This is a genomic window from Bordetella genomosp. 6, assembly GCF_002119705.1.
GTDB classification, from domain to species: domain Bacteria; phylum Pseudomonadota; class Gammaproteobacteria; order Burkholderiales; family Burkholderiaceae_B; genus Bordetella; species Bordetella bronchiseptica_F.
Genome location: NZ_CP021107.1, coordinates 14,052 through 32,073 on the forward strand (window position 1 = coordinate 14,052; position 18,022 = coordinate 32,073).

19 protein-coding genes and 1 riboswitch are annotated in these 18,022 nt (G+C 68.6%); of the genes, 10 read left to right on the plus strand and 9 right to left on the minus strand.

Going from position 1 to position 18,022, the window contains the following annotated elements:
- Nucleotides 1-18 precede the first annotated feature (18 nt).
- The 8 genes from CAL11_RS00055 (at nt 19) to CAL11_RS00090 (ending at nt 7,013) form a co-directional block, all read left to right on the plus strand.
- A complete protein-coding gene (locus CAL11_RS00055) occupies nt 19-864 on the plus strand; it encodes an AraC family transcriptional regulator (protein ID WP_086091778.1) in 846 nt (281 codons plus the stop codon).
- Between the two features lie 23 nt (nt 865-887).
- The gene (locus tag CAL11_RS00060) at nt 888-2,687 is read left to right on the plus strand and encodes a peptidase M14 (protein WP_086091779.1); all 1,800 of its coding nucleotides are present in this window, start codon (nt 888-890) and stop codon (nt 2,685-2,687) included.
- Between the two features lie 20 nt (nt 2,688-2,707).
- Nucleotides 2,708-3,145: an acetyltransferase gene (locus tag CAL11_RS00065; RefSeq protein WP_033467026.1), complete on the plus strand. Its 438-nt coding sequence runs from the start codon at nt 2,708-2,710 to the stop codon at nt 3,143-3,145.
- A gap of 123 nt (nt 3,146-3,268) precedes the next feature.
- Nucleotides 3,269-4,210, plus strand: coding sequence for a DedA family protein/thiosulfate sulfurtransferase GlpE (locus CAL11_RS00070; RefSeq protein WP_050458204.1), 942 nt, complete (start codon nt 3,269-3,271; stop codon nt 4,208-4,210).
- 44 nt (nt 4,211-4,254) lie between these two features.
- Entirely contained in the window at nt 4,255-5,184 is a 930-nt protein-coding gene (gene panE / locus CAL11_RS00075; protein ID WP_086091780.1) for a 2-dehydropantoate 2-reductase, read from the plus strand.
- A 113-nt stretch (nt 5,185-5,297) separates the two neighbouring features.
- Complete coding sequence (locus tag CAL11_RS00080) at nt 5,298-5,909, plus strand: NAD(P)-dependent oxidoreductase (RefSeq protein WP_033467017.1); 612 nt, start codon at nt 5,298-5,300, stop codon at nt 5,907-5,909.
- A gap of 78 nt (nt 5,910-5,987) precedes the next feature.
- The gene (locus tag CAL11_RS00085) at nt 5,988-6,449 is read left to right on the plus strand and encodes a nuclear transport factor 2 family protein (protein ID WP_244172888.1); all 462 of its coding nucleotides are present in this window, start codon (nt 5,988-5,990) and stop codon (nt 6,447-6,449) included.
- A 48-nt stretch (nt 6,450-6,497) separates the two neighbouring features.
- Nucleotides 6,498-7,013: a nucleoside 2-deoxyribosyltransferase gene (locus CAL11_RS00090; RefSeq protein ID WP_086094482.1), complete on the plus strand. Its 516-nt coding sequence runs from the start codon at nt 6,498-6,500 to the stop codon at nt 7,011-7,013.
- A gap of 13 nt (nt 7,014-7,026) precedes the next feature.
- Here the strand turns inward: CAL11_RS00090 and ribB are convergent, their stop codons facing one another.
- Together ribB and CAL11_RS00100 are read right to left on the minus strand one after the other, a co-directional pair.
- A complete protein-coding gene (gene ribB, locus CAL11_RS00095) occupies nt 7,027-7,716 on the minus strand; it encodes a 3,4-dihydroxy-2-butanone-4-phosphate synthase (RefSeq protein ID WP_033467014.1) in 690 nt (229 codons plus the stop codon).
- A 113-nt stretch (nt 7,717-7,829) separates the two neighbouring features.
- Nucleotides 7,830-7,983: riboswitch (FMN riboswitch) on the minus strand.
- Nucleotides 7,984-8,091: 108 nt separating this feature from the next.
- A complete protein-coding gene (locus CAL11_RS00100; protein ID WP_086091781.1) occupies nt 8,092-8,589 on the minus strand; it encodes an SET domain-containing protein in 498 nt (165 codons plus the stop codon).
- Nucleotides 8,590-8,695: 106 nt separating this feature from the next.
- Between CAL11_RS00100 and CAL11_RS00105 the strand changes: the two genes are divergently transcribed.
- Nucleotides 8,696-9,616, plus strand: a complete 921-nt coding sequence (locus tag CAL11_RS00105) for a bestrophin family protein (RefSeq protein WP_033467008.1) — start codon at nt 8,696-8,698, stop codon at nt 9,614-9,616.
- A gap of 16 nt (nt 9,617-9,632) precedes the next feature.
- On the opposite strand, the gene CAL11_RS00110 is transcribed toward CAL11_RS00105, so the two are convergent.
- Nucleotides 9,633-10,109 carry an Lrp/AsnC family transcriptional regulator gene (locus CAL11_RS00110; RefSeq protein WP_086091782.1) on the minus strand — a complete coding sequence of 159 codons (477 nt, stop codon included), beginning with the start codon at nt 10,107-10,109 and terminating at the stop codon, nt 9,633-9,635.
- Nucleotides 10,110-10,202: 93 nt separating this feature from the next.
- Here CAL11_RS00110 and ilvB point away from each other — a divergent pair, with 93 nt between their 5' ends.
- On the plus strand, nt 10,203-12,053 hold the full coding sequence (ilvB, locus tag CAL11_RS00115) for a biosynthetic-type acetolactate synthase large subunit (protein ID WP_086091783.1): 1,851 nt from the start codon (nt 10,203-10,205) through the stop codon (nt 12,051-12,053).
- Between the two features lie 52 nt (nt 12,054-12,105).
- On the opposite strand, the gene CAL11_RS00120 is transcribed toward ilvB, so the two are convergent.
- The 6 genes from CAL11_RS00120 to CAL11_RS00145 all read right to left on the minus strand — a co-directional run bounded on the left by CAL11_RS00120 (nt 12,106) and on the right by CAL11_RS00145 (nt 17,897).
- A complete protein-coding gene (locus CAL11_RS00120) occupies nt 12,106-12,864 on the minus strand; it encodes an SDR family oxidoreductase (RefSeq protein ID WP_033466999.1) in 759 nt (252 codons plus the stop codon).
- Between the two features lie 27 nt (nt 12,865-12,891).
- The gene (locus CAL11_RS00125; RefSeq protein WP_167382419.1) at nt 12,892-14,331 is read right to left on the minus strand and encodes an aldehyde dehydrogenase family protein; all 1,440 of its coding nucleotides are present in this window, start codon (nt 14,329-14,331) and stop codon (nt 12,892-12,894) included.
- A gap of 73 nt (nt 14,332-14,404) precedes the next feature.
- Entirely contained in the window at nt 14,405-15,184 is a 780-nt protein-coding gene (locus CAL11_RS00130; protein ID WP_086091784.1) for an SDR family oxidoreductase, read from the minus strand.
- Between the two features lie 12 nt (nt 15,185-15,196).
- Nucleotides 15,197-16,054, minus strand: coding sequence for an ABC transporter permease (locus CAL11_RS00135; RefSeq protein WP_086091785.1), 858 nt, complete (start codon nt 16,052-16,054; stop codon nt 15,197-15,199).
- 8 nt (nt 16,055-16,062) lie between these two features.
- Complete coding sequence (locus CAL11_RS00140; protein WP_033466990.1) at nt 16,063-16,833, minus strand: ABC transporter ATP-binding protein; 771 nt, start codon at nt 16,831-16,833, stop codon at nt 16,063-16,065.
- On the minus strand, nt 16,833-17,897 hold the full coding sequence (locus tag CAL11_RS00145) for an ABC transporter substrate-binding protein (RefSeq protein ID WP_086091786.1): 1,065 nt from the start codon (nt 17,895-17,897) through the stop codon (nt 16,833-16,835). The genes CAL11_RS00140 and CAL11_RS00145 overlap by 1 nt, the downstream gene beginning before the upstream one ends.
- Nucleotides 17,898-18,022 lie beyond the last annotated feature (125 nt).

An 18,022-nucleotide genomic window follows, 5' to 3' on the forward strand; every position in this document is an offset into this window, starting at 1 on the left:
GCGTTCACTGGAGATCGCATGAAGCCCAAGACCCGTGTTCATTACGCCGGGCGCCTCGAGCCCGTGCTGGCCTGGCTGGCGGCGCGGCCCGATGCCGACGCCGACCTGCACCGGCTGGCCGAGCTGGCCTGCCTGTCGCCCTACCACTTCCATCGCGTGTACCGCGCCCTGATGGGCGAGACCGTGCACGCGACCGTGCAACGGATGCGGCTGGCGCGGGCGTCGGTGGCGCTGGCGCAGGGCAAGGGTTCGCTGCGGCAGGTGGCAGGCCGGGCCGGCTATGCATCGGAAGCCGCGTTCAGCCGGGCGTTCAGCGCGCAGTACGGCCTGCCGCCCGGCCGCTATCGTGCGAAACGCTCCAGCCCTTTCAACCCCGAGGAGCTGCGCATGTACCCCCTGACGATGGAAGACTTTCCCGGCCTGTTCCTGGCCACCCTGGCGCACCAGGGCGATTACCACGAGATAGGCAGTACGTTCGACCGCCTGGCGCTGCTGGCGTCGACCCAGGACCTGGCGCGCGACGACAGGCAGCCGCCGCCGCGCTACATCGGCGTGTACTACGACGACCCCGCCCAGGTGGCGCGCGACGCGCTGCGTTCGCGCGCCGGTGTATCGCTGCCGCCGGGAACGGCGGCGCCGGCGCCGTTCGAACCGCTGGAGATCCCGGCGATGCGCTGCGCCGTACTTGAGTACACCGGCCCGTACAGCGAGATCGAGGCGCCCTACAACTGGCTGTTCTCGCAATGGCTGCCGGCCAGCGGCCAGGAGCCGGGCGATTTCCCCATGTTCGAGGAATATCTCAACGATCCCAAGACGACGCCCGCGGCGCAGCTGAGGACGCGCATCTATCTGCCCCTGGCCTAGCGTCGCAGGCCGGCCCGGTTACTATGGCCGTAGTCCGGACCGGGCGCAATGCGCCCGGCCTGGAAGGCTGTGGGAACCTATTCATGATTCTGCTGGAAAAGACTTTCGACCGTACCCTGGACGCGTGGTTGCACACCTATCACGATCCGGCCTGGCGCGGTGCGACGGTGCATGGCTGGCTGTTCGAGGGGCCGCAGGCGCGCCGTGCCGCCGAAGCGCGGCTGGCGCAGGCCGGCGTGCGGGCGCGCTTTCGCAGCGCGTACAAGCCGCTGCTGCACTATTTCCTGGAAGAGGCGGACCGCGAGGGGCTGGCGGCCGTGCACGTGCGCTACCCGGTACATCCGCTGGCGCAGCCCAACCGCTTCACGCTGGAGGCCTATCCGCTGGCGGCGCTGCTGGCGGGCGTGGCGCTGCGGTTCGAGGCGGGTTCCGAGGCCTTGCACTACGACGTGACGCTGCGCTATGCCGATGGACGCGAGCACCGCGAATGCGTGCATGCGCCCAACCAGCCGGCGGTCGGCGCGGACGGCGCGGAGGGCCTCTCGCCGTGCGGCTGGCTGCGCGTGTGCGATGCCGCGGGCGAGCCGCGGCTGGACGCGGCGCAGAACACGGAGTTCCAGGCTGCATTCCGCACCATCGTCGACACGGTCCGCGCGCACGCCTGGGGCGTGCGCGAGCCGTACTTCGAGCGCCTGGAAATCCGGGTGGACATTCCGGGCATGGAGTTCGACCCGGGTGTCGATGAAGAACTCGTGAGCACGTATGAAGCCATGCACGAGGATATCTATTTCTCGCTGCTGGAATTCTTCCAGGGCCACGCCAACCGGCCGCCCGGCGATCGCGGCCTGCAGCCCGGGCAGATCATTCCGTTGGTGCGGCGCACCGATGGCCTGGCGCGCGTGCGCATGGCGATCGAGCCTTTCGAGCCGCTGGAGCCGGCCGGGACGAGCGCGCTGGCCGGCCCGCTGGCGCAGACGACGGCGCCGCTGGACGCGGGCCAGATCGCCGGCCAGATGGCGCAGCTGGGTGGCGCGCCTTTCCAGGCGGTATCGCGCCAGGGCCGCCCCGTGCTGGGCACCTATGTCGCGGGGCCGGGGCCGGCCGTATTCATTTCGGGGGCGCAGCATGCCAACGAAAGCTCGGGCGTGGTCGGGGCGCTGCGCGCGGCGCAGTCGCTGGTCGCCGGCGGACAGGCTCATTTCGCCCTGATCGCCGCCGAGAACCCGGACGGCTACGCGCTGCACGCACGCCTGCGCGCCGAACATCCGCGCCACATGCACCATGCTTCGCGCTACAGCGCGTTGGGCGATGACATCGCCTATCGCGAACGCGCGCCGTTCTTCGAGCGCGAGGGCCGCCACCAGGCGCGCGCCATCAGCGGCGCGCAGCTGCACATCAACCTGCACGGCTATCCGGCGCACGAGTGGACCCGGCCGCTGTCGGGCTACCTGCCGCGCCACTTCGAACTGTGGACCATTCCAAGGGGCTTCTTCCTGGTGCTGAGGCACCATCCCGGCCGCGCCGTGCAGGCCCGCCTGTTGATGGAAGGCGTGACGGCGCGATTGGCGCAACGCTTGCCGGCGCTGGTCGAATTCAATGCGCGCCAGCTGGCGCTGTTTCGGATCCACGCGCAGGACCAGGGCTTTGCGCTCATGAACGGAATCGGCGTGCAGATTGCCGAATCGGCCCAGGAAGACCTGCCCCTGACCCTGATATCCGAGTTCCCGGACCAGACCGTCTACGGCGAGCGCTATGTGTTCGCCCACACGGTGCAGATGGAAACCGTGCTGGCCGCTACCGAACTGTACCGGGCCGGTGTGTAGCTGCGTCCAAGGATCGCTTGATGAACATACGCGAACGCAATTACGGCGATGATTTCGTGCTCGCCGACATATGGCTGCGCTCGGTGCGCGCCACCCATACCTTTCTGAGCGAGGCGCAGATCCAGGCCATGTACCCGCAGGTGCTCAAGAGCTACCTGCCGTCGGTGCGGGTGTGGGTGTGCGAGGATGGCCAGGGCGGCATCGCCGGCTTCATGGGCATGAACGGCAACAAGATCGAGATGCTGTTCGTCGACGCCGACAAGCGCGGGCGCGGCGCCGGCCGCCGCCTGCTGAATTTCGCGCGTTCGCTGCACGACAGCCTGCGCGTCGACGTGAACGAGCAGAACCCGCAGGCGGTGGGGTTTTACCGGCACTACGGTTTCGTGGAAACCGGCCGCTCGGACACCGATGATGCCGGACGGCCGTTTCCCATCATCCATATGCGACTGGACGGCTAGATGGCGCGAGACACGCTGTTGCGCGGATGGGCCAGGGGCGCGGTGGCCGCGCCGCGCCGACGGCACTAGAATTCCTTATCGACGATTTCCGGCGGCGCCCGGTCAACGCGGCGCGCGCTTCGCATGCAAGATATCCACACCCTGCTGCTGCAGTATGGCGACTGGCTGGTGTTCGCCAACGTACTGATCGAACAGGCAGGCCTGCCGATTCCCGCCTATCCGTTGCTGATCGCCGCCGGCGCGCTGTCTGGCGGCCTCGGCGCGTGGGTGCTGGCCTGGCTGGCCGCCACCCTGGCCTGCGTGCTGGCCGACAGCGCCTGGTACCTGGCCGGGCGGCGCTATGGCGGCCGGTTGCTGGGCATGGTGTGCAAGGTTTCGCTGTCGCAGGATTCATGCATCCGCCAGACCCAGCGGCTGTACCTGCGGGTGGGCGTGCGCGCCTTGCTGGTATCCAAGTTCCTGCCCGGCGCGGGGGCGCTGTCCACCGTGATGGCGGGCCTGACCGGCACGCCCTACCGGCGCTTCCTCGCCTATGACCTGGCCGGCTCGCTGCTGTGGACGGGCTCGGGGCTGCTGCTGGGCGCGCTGTTCCACGAGCTGGTGGGCGACGTGCTCGACCTGCTGGATCGCTATGGCGGCATGGGGCTGGCCTTGCTGGGCGCGCTGCTGGCGCTGTACATCGTGGTGCTGGGCCTGCGCCGCTGGGTGCTGGTGCGCAGCCTGCGCGTCATTCCGCGCATCACCATCGACGAACTGGTGCGCTGGCGCGCCGATGGCCGCACGCCCGTGGTGGTCGACGTACGGCCCGAGGCGCAGCGCGACGAACAGCGCATTCCGGGCGCCATCGCCATGGACCTGCGCGCGCCGCTGAGTGACCTGCAGTTCGACCCGGACGCCGGCGACATCGTGGTCTATTGCGCCTGCCCCAACGAGGTGTCGGCGGCCCAACTGGCCAAGAAGCTGCGCGCCGCCGGCTATCGCAACACCTTCGCATTGCGCGGCGGCTACGAGGCCTGGCGCCGCCACGCGGGCAACTGCCCTGGCGACGGGCGCACCGGGTCATAATCGAAGTTTCGCGCGCGAGGCGCGCCGCAATTCGGAGACAGGGCATGCGCATTCTGGTGTTGGGCGCCGGCGGTACCGGTGGATATTTTGGCGGGCGGGCCGCGCAGGCCGGGGCGGACGTGACGTTCCTGGTTCGCGAGGCGCGCGCCGCCCGGCTGCGCGAGCAGGGCCTGCGGATCAAGAGCCCGCGCGGCGACGTGACGCTTGCGCCGCGCCTGGCCACGGTGGTCACGCCGGCCGACGGCTACGACGTGGTGGTGCTGAGCTGCAAGGCCTACGACCTGGACAGCGCCATCGAGGCCATCCGGCCGGCCATGGGCGAGCACACGGCGGTGCTGCCCATCATGAACGGGGTCTTGCAGTACGACGTACTGGAGCGCGAATTCGGCGCGCACCGCGTGCTGGGCGGGCTGTGCCAGATCAACGCCTCGCTGGGCCCCGAGGGCGAAATCATGCACATGGGCAAGCATGCCAGCCTGGTATTCGGCGAACGCGCCGGCCAGGCCGACAGCGCGCGCTGCGTGGCGCTGCGGCAGGCCCTGGCCGATGCGGCGTTCGACTGCAGGCTGAGCGACGACATCCATCAGGACGTCTGGGAGAAGTTCGTCTTCCTGACGTCGCTGGCTGCCGCCACCTGCCTGATGCGCGCCAGCGTGGGCCAGATCTGTTCGACCGACGACGGGGTCGACTTCATGCGCGCGCTGCTGCGCGAGTCGCAGCGGGTCGCGGCGGCGTCCGGCCATCCGGTGCGGCCCGCCGCCGATGCGTCGGCGCTCAAGGTGCTGACCGACCCGGCCCAGCCCATGACCGCGTCGATGTTCCGCGACCTGCGCCAGGGCCGGCCGGTGGAAGCCGACCATATCGTGGGCGACATGGCGCGCCGAGGCAGCCTGCTGGGCGTGGACACGCCCAATCTGCGGGTCGCTTGCATTCATCTGCAGGCGTATCAGGCGCAGCGCGCCATTGATGCATAGATTGCAATGGTCTGTCCGGCCGCGGGGGATAGGCGGCCGGCGACGCCGGGACTAGCATGAAAGCTCCAGGGCAAGGCGCAAACGGTGCGCCGCCCGCTTGCGGAGCAAACAACATGAAGATCGCCCTCATAGGCATTACCGGCCGCGTCGGTTCGCGGCTGGCCGACGAACTCCTGCGGCGCGGCCACCACGTGACCGGCATCGCCCGCGATCCGGCCTCGGTACGGCCGCAACCGAACCTGACGGCCAGGCAGGGCGATGCCGCCGTGCCCGAGGATCTGGCGCCCATCCTGGCCGGCCACGACGCCGTGATCAGCGCCGCGCGCTTCGTGTCGCTGGACGCCAAGCCGCTGCTGGCGGCGATCCGCCAGGCCGGCGTGCCGCGCCTGCTGGTGGTGGGCGGCGCCGGCAGCCTGCAGGTGGCGCCGGGCGTGGCGTTGATCGATACGCCGGAGTTTCCCGACGCATACAAACCCGAGGCCCGCGCGGGCGTGGTGTTCCTGGACACGCTGCGGCGCGAGCAGGAGGTGGAATGGACCTTCCTGTCGCCCTCGGCGCTGTTCGAGCCCGGCGAGCGCACGGGCGAGTTCCGCCTCGGCGGCGACCTGTTGCTGGCCGACGACGAGGGCAAGAGCTGGATTTCGATGGAAGACTACGCGATTGCGCTGGTCGACGAGCTGGAGACGCCGCGCCATGCGCGCCGCCGGTTCACGGTTGGTTATTGAGAATCGGGGCCGGGCGCGGCCCGCCGCGCCCGGCCTGGACCTTTCTCGGTAAACTGGCCGTTCGCTTATTCCCGGCCCATGATGCGAAAAATACTCCATACCCTTGTCCTGAGCACGGCGATGGCGGCGTGCCTGATGTCCGCCGCGCCCGCATACTCGCAGTCCACCCAGGAAAACAAAGACCTGGTGCTGGCATTCTTTCGCATGATGTTCCAGGACCGCGACGTCGAGGAGGCGGCGCGCCGCTACCTGAGCCCCGCCTACGTGCAGCACAATCCGTACATGGCCGACGGCGTGTCGCCGCTGGTCGACTTCTTCCTGCCGTACTTCGAACAGAATCCCGAGGCCAGCGTCGAGATCAAGCGCGTCATCGCCGAAGGCGAACTGGTGGTGGTCCACAACCTGTGGAAAGAGTCGCCGGGCGACCGCGGCCAGGCCGTGGTCGACATCTTTCGCGTGCAGAACGGCAAGATTGTCGAGCACTGGGATGTCAGCCAGGAGATTCCCGAGAACCCGGCCAACAAGAACGGCATGTTCTGAGCGGCCATGACGATGGCCGCGGCGGCCGCGACGAACAGGGGGCTGATCATGCAGCGCGTATACCTGGCAGGCTTCGACGTGTTTCGCGCCGATGCGATGGCGCACGGAGAACGGCTCAAGGCGCTATGCCGCGAGTACGGCTTCGACGGCTGCTACCCGCTGGACAATCAGGCGCCCGGGGGCCTGGCCGGCCGTGCGCTGGCCGAATGGATCCTGCGCCAGAACCTGGCGCTGATCGGCCGGGCGGACCTGGTCATGGCGAACCTGAATCCGTTTCGCGGCCATGAGCCGGATTCCGGCACCGCGTTCGAGGTGGGCTACGCGGTGGCACTGGGCAAGCCGGTATGGGCCTATACGGCGCAGGCGGCCAGCCTGGTCGAGCAGCTCGGCGCACGCCGTGCGCAGGACGACCCGTCGCGCCACGTGGACGCGCAGGGCTACACGGTCGAGGACTTCGGCCTGAATCTCAATCTGATGCTGGCGTGCACCGCCCGGGTGGTGGCCGGGGACGCCGCGCAGTGCCTGGCCGCCATGGCGGCGCAGGCAGGCATGGCGACGCGCTGACGGCCCGCGGGCGTCAGGCGGCGACGGCCAGTTCGGTCTGCGCGGCGGCGCCGCGCGCCTGCAGATGCGCCGCCAGTTCGTCGATGGTCAGGGCGATCAGGCCCTCTTTGGCGGCGTAGCGTTCGAGCGCCGCGCCGCGCATCATCGTGCCGTCGGCATTCATCAGTTCGCACAGCACGCCGGCCGGGCGCAGGCCCGCCAGCGCCGCCAGGTCGACCGAGCCTTCGGTATGGCCGCGCCGCGCCAGCACGCCGCCCGGTTGCGCGCGCAGCGGAAACACGTGTCCGGGGCTGACCACGTCGCCGCTGCGCGCGCCCGGCGCGATGGCGGCGCGGATGGTGGTGACGCGATCGACCGCCGACACGCCGGTGGTCACGCCTTCGCGTGCCTCGATGGACACCGTAAAGGCCGTCGAGTACCGGCTGCGGTTGCTGTCGACCATGGGCGGCAGCTCCAGGCGGTCGAGGGTTTCGCCTGGCAGGCACAGGCACACGATGCCGCTGCCGTCGCGGATCAGCTGCGCCATGACGGGCACGGTCAGCTTGTCGGCCGCGACGATCAGGTCGGCTTCGTTCTCGCGATCGAAATCGTCCATCAGGATGACGGGGCGGCCGATGCGCAGGTGCTGCAGGGCGCGCTCCAGGCGCGTGACGAACGGCTGGGCGAACAGGGGGGAAACCGGGGTGGGAACGACGTTGGACATTGAAACGCTCTCGCAAAAAAAGGAAATGGCGAAAAACGTTTCAGGGCTAAATCGACAGCCAAACGCAGTACCGCGCGCAGGCGCGCAAGCGCCTGTCTGGCGGGAAAGTGCCGGCACATCTTCTCTCATCCGGACTATGACCGTCGGCCCTGGCATCTCACCAGGTCTGCTGACCCCTGCGCTGTTGCCAGCGCAGGGCGCTCGCGGGCTCGCCACATTGCGTGGCATACCGCCGGTGGGGAATTGCACCCCGCCCTGAAGACGTACTGCTCGGGACGGGCGGCGCTTCGCGGCGCCGCCGGCCCTGTGCCGCATTGCTGCGGCCGGTCCATTGTACGCCGATTGCGATGCGGCGCTCGACAGACCCTGCCGGCCTTATGCCTTTTCGGCGCTCTTGGCCTTCTTCTTCTTCTCCGGCAGCGCCAGCATGGTGCCGCGGCATGGCGCCGTGCCGCACAGGCAGCGGTAGCCTTCCTTCAGCTTCCTGGTGATCCTGCCGTCGAGCACCAGGCCATAGTCGTAGAACAGTTCCTCGCCGCGCGCGATATCGCGCAGCGCCACGATATAGACGCGCTTGCCGTGGCGGCCTTCCTGCGCTTCGCAGTTGGGCTCGCACGAGTGGTTGATCCAGCGCGCGTCGTTGCCCTCGTCGCCGCCGTCGATGACGCGGCCGGAGCTCAGCGAGAAAAAGAAGGTATGGAACGGATCGTCCGGGTTGGTCGGGTGCCGGCGGTCGGCTTCTTCGGCGCTGATGCGCTTGCCGCCGTATTCGATGATGCGGGTGCCGGCCGGGATCTTGCGCGTGGCGAAGACGCCGTTGCCGTGCAGCCTGGAGCGGCGCACGGAGTGCCAGGGTTTGATGATCTCGGTCATAGGATGCAAAAGGCGTGGGCGGGCAAGCGGGCCATTATATCGACGGCGCCGCGTGCGTCACAGGCTATAGTTGCGGCTGCCGAAGTCCCGTTGTAGCCAGATTGTCATGATCGTCCGTCCGCGCCCCACCGCCTGGGGCCTGCTGTTCATTTTGCGCGGCTCCGTCATTCCGCACATTGCCGCCAAGGTTGCCGTCATCGTTGGGTTGTCCTGTGTCGTTGCTTGGCTGCATGCCCGCCAGTGGTTCGCGCCCGGCCACCTCAATGCAGTGCCCTTTTCGCTGTTCGGCCTGGCCCTGTCGGTGTTCCTGGGTTTTCGCAACAACGTCTGCTACGACCGCTGGTGGGAGGCCCGCAAGCAATGGGCCGAATTGAGCGCGCAGTGCCGCAGCCTCGCGCGCGAGACTGCCGCCTTGCTGTCCGGCGCGGCCGACGCGCCGCGCCACGCGCGTATCGTGCGCCGCCTGATCGGCTTCAACCATGCGCTGGTCGCGCGCCTGCGCGGCGGCGATCCCCTGACCGCCGCGCGTCCGTGGCTGCCGGGCGACGAAGGCATGGCGCTGGCCGGCCATCGCAACGTGCCCGACGCCATCCTGCGCGCCGTGACGCGCGACCTGCACGAAGGCGGGCCGCAGCGCCGCTACGGCGAGGTGGTGTACCAGGGTTTGCAGCAACGCGTGCTGGCCTGCGCGCAAGTGCAGGCGGCCTGCGAGCGCATCAAGACCACGCCCACGCCGTTCGCGTATTCGCTGCTGCTGCATCGGACGGCCTGGCTGTTCTGCCTGCTCCTGCCGTTCGGCCTGGTGGGCACGCTGGGGCCGCTGACACCCTTGGCGGTGGCGTTCGTCGCCTATACGTTCTTTGGCCTGGATGCCTTGGGCGATGAGCTGGAAGAGCCGTTCGGCCTGGCCGAGAACGACCTGCCGCTGGCCGCGCTGGCGCGCGATCTGGAAATCGATCTGCTCGAGGGCCTGGGCGCTCATCCCCTGCCCGCGCCCCTGCTGCCGCGCGGCTACGTACTGACCTGAACGGGGCGGCGCGGCGTCATGCCTGCTCGGGCGGCGGCGTGAGCGGTAGCCGGGTTTCCTTCAGGCTGCGCAGAACGAAACAGGACTTGCTGTGCCGGATGCCTGGAATCCGATAGAGGCGTTCGCGCAGCAGCCGCTCGTAATCGCGCGTATCGCGTACCGCGATGCGTATGTAGTAGTCGTAATCGCCCGAGACCAGGAAGGCTTCCAGCACTTCGGGGATCTGCGCCAGCGCGCGCCCGAATTCGTAAAGCGTTTCCTCGCTGTGGCTTTCCAGCGTGACATGCACGATGACGGTGTCGGTAAAGCCGATGCTGGCGGGGTCTATGTCGACGGTATAGCCGCGTATGATGCCGGCGCTTTCCATGCGCTTGATGCGGTTCCAGCATGGGGTGGACGACAAGCCGACCGCCGCGCCGATGTCGTTGAGGCTGGCACGCGCGTTGTCCTGCAGGGCCTTCAAAATCGCGAGATCGAACTTGTCCAGTTTCATTTTCTAAGTTGGATGAAAAACAAGGGTTAATTTACTGCTAATCAGGGTATTTGTTGGAAAAGAAGATAAATATTCTTCCTAAAACCCCATAAGATGGTCAGCATGAACGACCGTCTGCATACCTCCACCCTTTCCGCCCTTCAGCAAGCCGAACACGCGGCCGCCGTCAACGGCGCGAAGATTCTCTTGCACACCCTGATCGAACGCGGCGTCGATACGGTGTTCGGCTATCCGGGCGGCGCCGTGTTGCCGCTATACGACGCTTTGTACGCGGAGCCGCGCCTGCGGCATGTGCTGGTGCGCCACGAGCAGGCCGCGGTGCACGCGGCCGAAGGCTACGCGCGCACCACCGGCAGGCCGGGCGTGGTGTTCGTCACCTCGGGGCCGGGCATGGCCAACACCACTTCGGGTTTGCTGGACGCCATGTGCGATTCGGTGCCGGTGCTGTGCATCAGCGGCCAGGTCGCCACCGCGGCGATCGGCACCGACGCGTTCCAGGAGTGCGACGCCATCGGCATTTCGCGCTCGGTCACCAAGTGGAATACGCAGATCCGCGCGGTCCGGGACGTGGCCGAGGTGGTGGGCCGCGCCTTCGACCTAACGCGCCAGGGACGCCCCGGCCCGGTGCTGGTGGATTTTCCGAAAGACATCCAGCTGGCCAGCCCGGCGGACGCGCCACGGGGCGAGCCCGATCTCGCGCGCGGGCAGTTGGCGGCGCTGCGCGCGCGGCGCCAGAGCGGCAAGACCGCCACGCGGGTGCCGCAGGGCGCGGTGCGGCGCGCTGCCGCGCTGCTGGCGCAGGCGCGCCGGCCGGTTTTCTATGGCGGCGGCGGCCTGGTCAATTCGGGGCCGCAGGCCTGCGCCGCGTTCACCGAACTGGTGCGCCAGACCGGCGCGCCGTGCACGCTGACCCTGATGGGGTTGGGGGCATTTCCCGCCTCGGACCCGCAGTTCGTGGGCATGCTGGGCATGCACGGCACCCTGGAGGCCAACCTGGCCATGCACAACGCCGATCTGGTCGTGTGCATCGGCGCGCGTTTCGACGACCGTATCACCGGCAAGCTGTCCGAGTTCTGTCCGCACGCGCACAAGATCCACATCGACATCGATCCGGCGTCGATCAACAAGGTGGTGCGCGTGGACGTTGCCCTGGTGGGCGACTGCCTGCCGCTGGTGCGGGCGCTGCGCGACGAGCTGGCGGCAAGCCCGCTGCCGGCGCAGCGGCTGGCGCCCTGGTGGCAGCGCATCGACGCCTGGCGCGCCAGGGACTGCCTGGCGTATACGCCGGCGATCGACGAGATCCTGCCGCAGCATCTCATGCACCGGCTGGGCGCGGCGTTGGACGGGCGCGACGCCATCGTATCGACCGACGTGGGCCAGCATCAGATGTGGGCCGCGCAGTACCTGCGCTTCGACCGTCCCAATCGCTGGCTGACCTCGGGCGGCGCGGGCACCATGGGCTACGGCGTGCCGGCGGCGATCGGCGCGCAGATCGCGCATCCCGGCAAGACCGTGGTGTGCGTCAGCGGCGACGCTTCGGTGCTGATGAACATCCAGGAGTTGTCCACCGCCATGCAGCACGATGTGCCGGTCAAGGTCGTGCTGTGCAACAACGGCTACATGGGCATGGTGCGCCAGTGGCAGGAGTTGATTCACGGCGGGCGCTACAGCCATAGCTACAACGCGTCGCTGCCGGATTTCGTGGCGCTGGCGCGCGCCTTCGGCTGGGGCGCGGCGCGCGTGGAACGGCCGCAGGACCTGGACGCCGCCCTGGCGGCCTGTCTCGAACACCCCGGCCCCTACTTCCTCGACGTGGCGGTGGCCGCGCAGGAGAACTGCTTTCCCATGATGCCCGCCGGCCATGGCCACCATCGCATGATGCTGGCCGAAGGCGAGTGGTACGAGGAACCGCCCTTTTCGGAGTCCCCGAGCTCGCAGGCATGATCCGGGGCGCCTGTCCCCCGCGGGGACAGGCGCCCCGGCAGATCGCGCGCGCCTACACGCAGCGGCCGCCATCCACCTCCAGGCAGGCGCCGGTGATGAAGGCGGCGTCGTCGCTGGCCAGGTACAGGCAGGCGTTGGCGATGTCCTGGGGCGTGGAGAAGCGGCCCAGCGGGATGGTGGCGAGAAAGCGTTGGCGGTTCTCGGGCGTATCGGGCACTCCCATGAAGTCCGCCAGCAGGCCGGTGGCGCCGATCACGGGGTTGACGCAGTTGACGCGGATATTGTCCGGCCCCAGCTCCGCGGCCATCGATTTGCTGGTGGTGACGACCGCGCCCTTGCTGCCGTTGTACCAGGTGAGCCCCGGACGCGGCCGTATCGCGGCCGTGGAGGCGATATTGATGAACGAACCGCCGCCATGGGCGCGGAAGTGCGGCACCATGTGCTTGGCGGTCAGGTAGATGCTCTTGACGTTGATCGCGTAGATGCGATCGAACTCGTCTTCCTCGACTTCCAGCATGGGCCGGTTGCGGTGCGTGGTGCCGGCGTTGTTGACGACGATGTCCAGGCCGTCGAACGCTTTCAGCGTGGCGGCCAGCAGGTTGGCCACCGAGGCGTTGTCCGAGACGTCGGCGCGCACGAAGACGGCCTTGCCGCCGGCCGCGTTGATCGCGGCCGCCACGCGCTGTCCGCCGGCTTCGTTGATATCGGCGACCACCACCCTGGCGCCTTCGCGCGCGAAGGTCGCGGCGATGCCTTCGCCAAAGCCCGAGCCCGCGCCGGTGACGATGGCTGTCTTGCCATTCAATCGCATCTTGTGTCTCCTCGTTGTCGGTATGGGTCAGTCGTGCTTGATCGAGATGGTCTTGAGCACGGTGAAGCCGTAGAGCGCCTCGAAGCCTTTTTCGCGTCCATGGCCGCTGGCCTTCACGCCGCCGAAGGGCAGTTCGATGCCGCCGCCCGCGCCGTAGTTGTTGATGAAGACCTGGCCGCTGCGCACTTTGCGCGCGATGCGCAGCTGGCGGCCGCCGTCGCGGGTCCAAACGCTGGCCGCCAGGCCGTATTCGGTGGCGTTGGCGATGCGCATCGCGTCGGCCTCGTCGTCGAACGGAATGGCCGCCAGCACGGGGCCGAAGACTTCCTCCTGCGCCAGCGGGTGGTCCACCGGCACGTCGCGCAGCAGCGTGGGCGCCTGGTAGTAGCCCTCGGCCGGCGCCTCGGGGACGATACGGCCCTGCGCCACCGTGGCGATGCCATCGCCGCGCGCCAGGTCCAGGAAGCCGCGCACGCGTTCCTGCTGGGTCTTGCGGATCAGCGGGCCGCAATCCAGGTCGCTTTGCGCCGGTCCGGCGCGCAGGGCCGCGAAGGCCGCGCCCAGGCGCTCCAGCACGCGCTCGTAGGCGCCGCGCTCGACGAGCAGGCGGCTGCCGGCCGAGCAAGTCTGGCCGGCGTTTTGCACGATGGCGTTGACGGCGACCGGCACCAGAGCGTCGAGATCGGCGTCGGCGAAGACGATCTGCGGCGATTTGCCGCCCAGCTCCAGCGTGACCGGGACATGGCGCTCGGCCGCCGTCTGGGTGACCAGCACGCCCACGCGCGGCGAGCCGGTGAACGAGATGTGGTCGATGCCCGGGTGGCGCGTCAGGGCGTCGCCGGCCTCGTGACCATAGCCGGTGACGATATTGAGCGCGCCAGCGGGAAAGCCGGTTTCGGCGGCCAGCTCGGCCACGCGCAACAGCGACAGGCAGGCATCCTCGGCGGGCTTGACCACGCAGGCATTGCCGGCCGCCAGCGCGGCGCCGACGCTGCGGCCGAAGATCTGCAGGGGGTAGTTCCAGGGCACCACGTGGCCGGTGACGCCATGCGGCTCGCGCAGCGTCAGTACGGTGTAGCCTTGCTGGTAAGGGATGGTCTCGCCATGCAGCTTGTCGGCCGCGCCGCCGTAGTACTCGAAATAGCGGGCGATGGCGATGGCGATGACGTCGGCGCGGGCCTGCTTGAGCGGCTTGCCGCAATCGCGCGATTCGAGCGCGGTCAGTTCGTCGCGGTGCTCCAGCACCTTGAGCGAGAGGGCGAGCATGAGCCGGCCGCGTTCGGCGGCGCTGAGGCGGCCCCAGGCGCCCTCGTAGGCGCGCCGCGCGGCCTGCACCGCGAGGTCGATGTCCGCGGCGTTGCCGCGCGCGATGCTGTCGAACTCCTGTCCGGTGGACGGGTCGATGACGGGAATGCGTTCGCCCGACGATCCGGGTACGGAGGCGTTGTCGATAAAGTGCTGCTTCATGCTGTACCACCTCTGAAGAATGTTGGGGAAGTCCTGCAGGGAAACGGTGCGCAGCCTCGCGGGTCGAGCGGGATCAGAACTGGACCGACAGCCCTCCGTCGACCACCAGCACGTGGCCATTGACATACGAGGCCGCCGGCGATGCCAGGAAGACGGCCGCGCCGGCGATCTCTTCAGGGTCGCCCCAGCGGCCGATGGGGTTGCGCGCCGCCATGGCGGCGCCTGCCTGCGGATCGTTGGCGATCGCCGCGTTGGTTTCGGTGGCGAACGCGCCGGGCGCGATCGCGTTGCTGGTGATGCCGTGGCGGCCGAACTCCACGGCCAGGGCGCGCATCATGCCGGTCAGGCCCTGCTTGGCGGCCGGATATACGGCGTCGTTGGCGCGCGCCAGTTCGCCCGCCACCGAGGTGATGGCGATGAGGCGGCCATAGCGCTGGCGCACCATGCGTTGGGCCGCCAGCCGCGCCAGCAGGATGCCGGCGACCAGGTTGGTGTCCATCATGGCGCGGATCTCGGCCGGGCTGGTCTGGGCCAGCGGCTTGCGGTTGCGGGCGCCGACATTGTTGACCAGGATGTCGAGCCGGCCGTGTTCGGCGTCGATGCGCGCGAAGGCCTGCTCCATGGCTTGCTCGTCGGATACGTCGAACGGCAGCGCGCTGGCGCGCAGGCCCTGCTGGCGCAGGTCCGACACGGCGGCTTCGACGGCGTGCGCGTCGCGGCCGTTGATCAGTACATGGGCGCCGCTGCCGGCCAGAGCCTGCGCGATGCGCAGCCCCAGGCCGCGCGCCGAGCCGGTGACCAAGGCCACCTGGCCGGACAGGGCGAAGCGTTGCAGATACGGTAGGGAGATCATGTCTACGGACGTTCAGTCACGGAATTCCGGGGCCCAGTGCAATAGTCTACGCTCGAGCCACGTTACACAGTACACCAGGACGATGCCGACGACGGACAGCAGCGTTACAGCCGCGAACATATCGGTGGCGTTCAGCGTGGCCAGCGCGGTGATCATCAGGTAGCCCATGCCGGTGGTCGAGCCGACGAATTCGGCCAGCACCACGCCGATGAGCGCGAAGCTGATGGCGTTTGGCAGCGCCGCGAAGGTCCAGGCCGCGGCGGTCGGGATGCGTACGCGCCACAGGATCTGGCGCGGCGAGCCGCCCAGGGTGCGGCAGAAATCCACCAGCTCGCGTTCGACGCTGCGGCCGCCCTTGTAGGTGTTGAAGAACACCAGGAAAAACACCACGAACCACGAAGTCACGACCTTGGAGGCCATGCCCAGTCCGAAGAACATCGTGATCAGCGGGACGAAGGCGATGCGGGGCATCGAGTTGAAGGCCACGATGAACGGGTTGAACACATCGGCCAGCATGCGGCTGCGCGACAGCGCCAGGCCGACCACGAAGCCGCTGCCCACGCCGACCGCCAGGCCGAGCAGCGTGGCCTGCAGCGTCAGCCACAGGTGCGGCCAGACCGATTGCGGCCCCGGTTGCATCCATTGCCACAGGCGCTGCGCCACGCGCGAGGGCTGGCTGATGAAGAAGGGATCGAAGATCGTGTTCTGCACGAACCACGGAATGCGCGTCAGGCCTTCCCAGGCGCCCAGGATGAGCGCCAGGATGAGCAACTGCCATGCCGTGACGCGCAGGCGGCGCCGCGCGCCGTGTTCGCGGTCTTGCCGCAGGCCATCGCGCAGCGAGTCCGGGAGGGGGGCGTCGGAGGACATCGGCGGGCTCAGGCGGCGTTGCGGAACTGCTGGCCCAGGACGGCCCACAGGCTGCGCATATGCACGGTGAACTGCGGCGTGTCGCGCAGGGTGAAGACATCGCGCGGGTGGGCGATGGCGATGCGCTCGTCGAGCAGCACGCGGCTGGGCGGGCCCGACAGCACGACGACCCGGTCGGCCAGCGTGATCGCCTCGTCCAGGTCGTGCGTGACCATGACGATGGTCTGGCCCAGCTTGCGCCAGATCTCGCCCAGTTCGCGATGCAGATGGGTCTTGGTGTGCGTGTCGAGCGCGCCGAACGGCTCGTCCAGCAGCAGGATGCGCGGCTCGACGGCCAGGCTCATCAGCAGCGCCACGCGGCGGCGCATGCCGCCGGACAACTGGTGCGGATAGGCGTTGGCAAAATCGCTCAGGTGCCCCAGCTCCAGCAGCTCGTCCACGCGCCGGGCGATGCGCGCGTTGTCCACGCCCTGGAACCGCAGGCCCAGCGCCACGTTCTTGCGCACATTGAACCAGGGCAGCAGGGTGTCTTTCTGGAAGATATAGCCCAGCGCCGGCGGAACCTGGCCGGTCACCAGCGTGCCTGCGACGCGGACCGTGCCGGTGGTGGGCGGCAGGAAGCCCGCGATCATGTTCAGCAGCGTGCTCTTGCCGCAACCGGACGGGCCGACGATGGCGACGAACTCGCCGTCGTCGATGCGCAGGCTGACCTCGCCCACGGCGTGCACGATGGCATTGCGGGCCTGATAGACCTTGCCGACGTGCTCGAGCTCGATCATCACAGGCCCCGGGCCTTGCGCACGAATCGCATGTCCACGCAGGTGCCGTACGGCACCTTCTTCAGTTCCTCGTTGGAGAACTGGCGGCCGTCGCCCATGATGGCGGTCATGCGCGCGTAGGCGTCCTCGGTAATGATGTTGTCGCGCAGGAAAACCGTTTGCTGGTACAGCCCTATGGTTTTCTCGATGGCCGGCCGCGCGTAGGCGCTGAGGTAGTCGTCGTAGATCAGGTCGGTGACGGCGGCCGCGCTGTTGGCGCTGATGAAATCCTGCGCCTTGACCAGGGCGCCGACGAATGCCTGCACCACTTCCGGGCGCTTCTGGATGGTGTCCTGCAGCGTCAGCGCGGCGATGCCGGGCACGTCGCCGCCCATGAACTCCTGCCACGAGGCTTCCGTGGTGGCATCGAAAATGGGCATGCCCCAACCTTCCTGGACGGCCTGCTCCATCATCGACAGCGTGGCCATCGAGGCGGATACCGAGCCGGTCTTCAGCGCGCCCAGCATGGTGGCCAGGTCGCCCAGCGGCCGGATATCGACCTTGTCGGCCACGCCCGCCTTCTGCATCAGGTACAGCGCCATCAGCCAGGTGCTGGATTGCGGCTGTGTCGCGCCCACGCGCTTGCCGGCCAGGTCGGCAAGCGTGCGGATCCTGCCGCTTTCGTAGTCGGCCCGGCGCACGATGATGTTGGCGTAGGTCAGCTTGCGGTCGAACCCGAACACCAGGGCGGCCGGCTTGCCGGCCAGCGTCAGCGCCGGCGCGGCGGTGGCCGCGGTGGCGCCGAACACGATCTGCCCGGCGGCCAGCAATTGGTTGGTGCGCGGACCGCTTTGCGAGTTCAGGTATTCCACCTCCAGGCCGTCCGCGGCGAAATAGCCCTGCTTCAGCGCCACGTAGCCGGCGGCGAAGAACGGATCGATGCTGCCCTGGCCGTAGGCGACCTTGCCCAGCGCCGGCCGCGCCCAGGACAGGCGCGGGCCCGCCAGGCCCACGGCCATCAGGGCGCCGCCGCCAGCCAGGAAGCGCCGCCGCGTGGCGCCGGGGAAGGAACGGGGTGCGGTCATGTCATCCTCGAATGGGGAAGGTGGTTTTGCCAGTGGATTGCGGCAACGATAACGCAACTGGCCGCGTCGGTCGCGTGGACCGCGCGGCGCGGGTACGGGCAGGATGCGGTGCGTCATCGCGCAGG

Excerpts from the sequence above, each read along its gene's own strand:
- CAL11_RS00105 (WP_033467008.1), top strand. The coding sequence starts at position 8,696 with ATGATCGTCCGTCCGCGCCCCACCGCCTGGGGCCTGCTGTTCATTTTG.
- CAL11_RS00070 (WP_050458204.1), top strand. The coding sequence starts at position 3,269 with ATGCAAGATATCCACACCCTGCTGCTGCAGTATGGCGACTGGCTGGTG.
- CAL11_RS00055 (WP_086091778.1), top strand. The coding sequence starts at position 19 with ATGAAGCCCAAGACCCGTGTTCATTACGCCGGGCGCCTCGAGCCCGTG.
- CAL11_RS00065 (WP_033467026.1), top strand. The coding sequence starts at position 2,708 with ATGAACATACGCGAACGCAATTACGGCGATGATTTCGTGCTCGCCGAC.
- CAL11_RS00060 (WP_086091779.1), top strand. The coding sequence starts at position 888 with ATGGCCGTAGTCCGGACCGGGCGCAATGCGCCCGGCCTGGAAGGCTGT.
- panE (WP_086091780.1), top strand. The coding sequence starts at position 4,255 with ATGCGCATTCTGGTGTTGGGCGCCGGCGGTACCGGTGGATATTTTGGC.
- CAL11_RS00130 (WP_086091784.1), bottom strand. The coding sequence starts at position 15,184 with ATGATCTCCCTACCGTATCTGCAACGCTTCGCCCTGTCCGGCCAGGTG.
- CAL11_RS00125 (WP_167382419.1), bottom strand. The coding sequence starts at position 14,331 with ATGAAGCAGCACTTTATCGACAACGCCTCCGTACCCGGATCGTCGGGC.
- CAL11_RS00135 (WP_086091785.1), bottom strand. The coding sequence starts at position 16,054 with ATGTCCTCCGACGCCCCCCTCCCGGACTCGCTGCGCGATGGCCTGCGG.
- CAL11_RS00145 (WP_086091786.1), bottom strand. The coding sequence starts at position 17,897 with ATGACCGCACCCCGTTCCTTCCCCGGCGCCACGCGGCGGCGCTTCCTG.
- CAL11_RS00110 (WP_086091782.1), bottom strand. The coding sequence starts at position 10,109 with ATGAAACTGGACAAGTTCGATCTCGCGATTTTGAAGGCCCTGCAGGAC.
- ribB (WP_033467014.1), bottom strand. The coding sequence starts at position 7,716 with ATGTCCAACGTCGTTCCCACCCCGGTTTCCCCCCTGTTCGCCCAGCCG.
- CAL11_RS00120 (WP_033466999.1), bottom strand. The coding sequence starts at position 12,864 with ATGCGATTGAATGGCAAGACAGCCATCGTCACCGGCGCGGGCTCGGGC.
- CAL11_RS00090 (WP_086094482.1), top strand. The coding sequence starts at position 6,498 with ATGCAGCGCGTATACCTGGCAGGCTTCGACGTGTTTCGCGCCGATGCG.
- CAL11_RS00085 (WP_244172888.1), top strand. The coding sequence starts at position 5,988 with ATGATGCGAAAAATACTCCATACCCTTGTCCTGAGCACGGCGATGGCG.
- CAL11_RS00100 (WP_086091781.1), bottom strand. The coding sequence starts at position 8,589 with ATGACCGAGATCATCAAACCCTGGCACTCCGTGCGCCGCTCCAGGCTG.
- CAL11_RS00080 (WP_033467017.1), top strand. The coding sequence starts at position 5,298 with ATGAAGATCGCCCTCATAGGCATTACCGGCCGCGTCGGTTCGCGGCTG.
- CAL11_RS00140 (WP_033466990.1), bottom strand. The coding sequence starts at position 16,833 with ATGATCGAGCTCGAGCACGTCGGCAAGGTCTATCAGGCCCGCAATGCC.
- ilvB (WP_086091783.1), top strand. The coding sequence starts at position 10,203 with ATGGTCAGCATGAACGACCGTCTGCATACCTCCACCCTTTCCGCCCTT.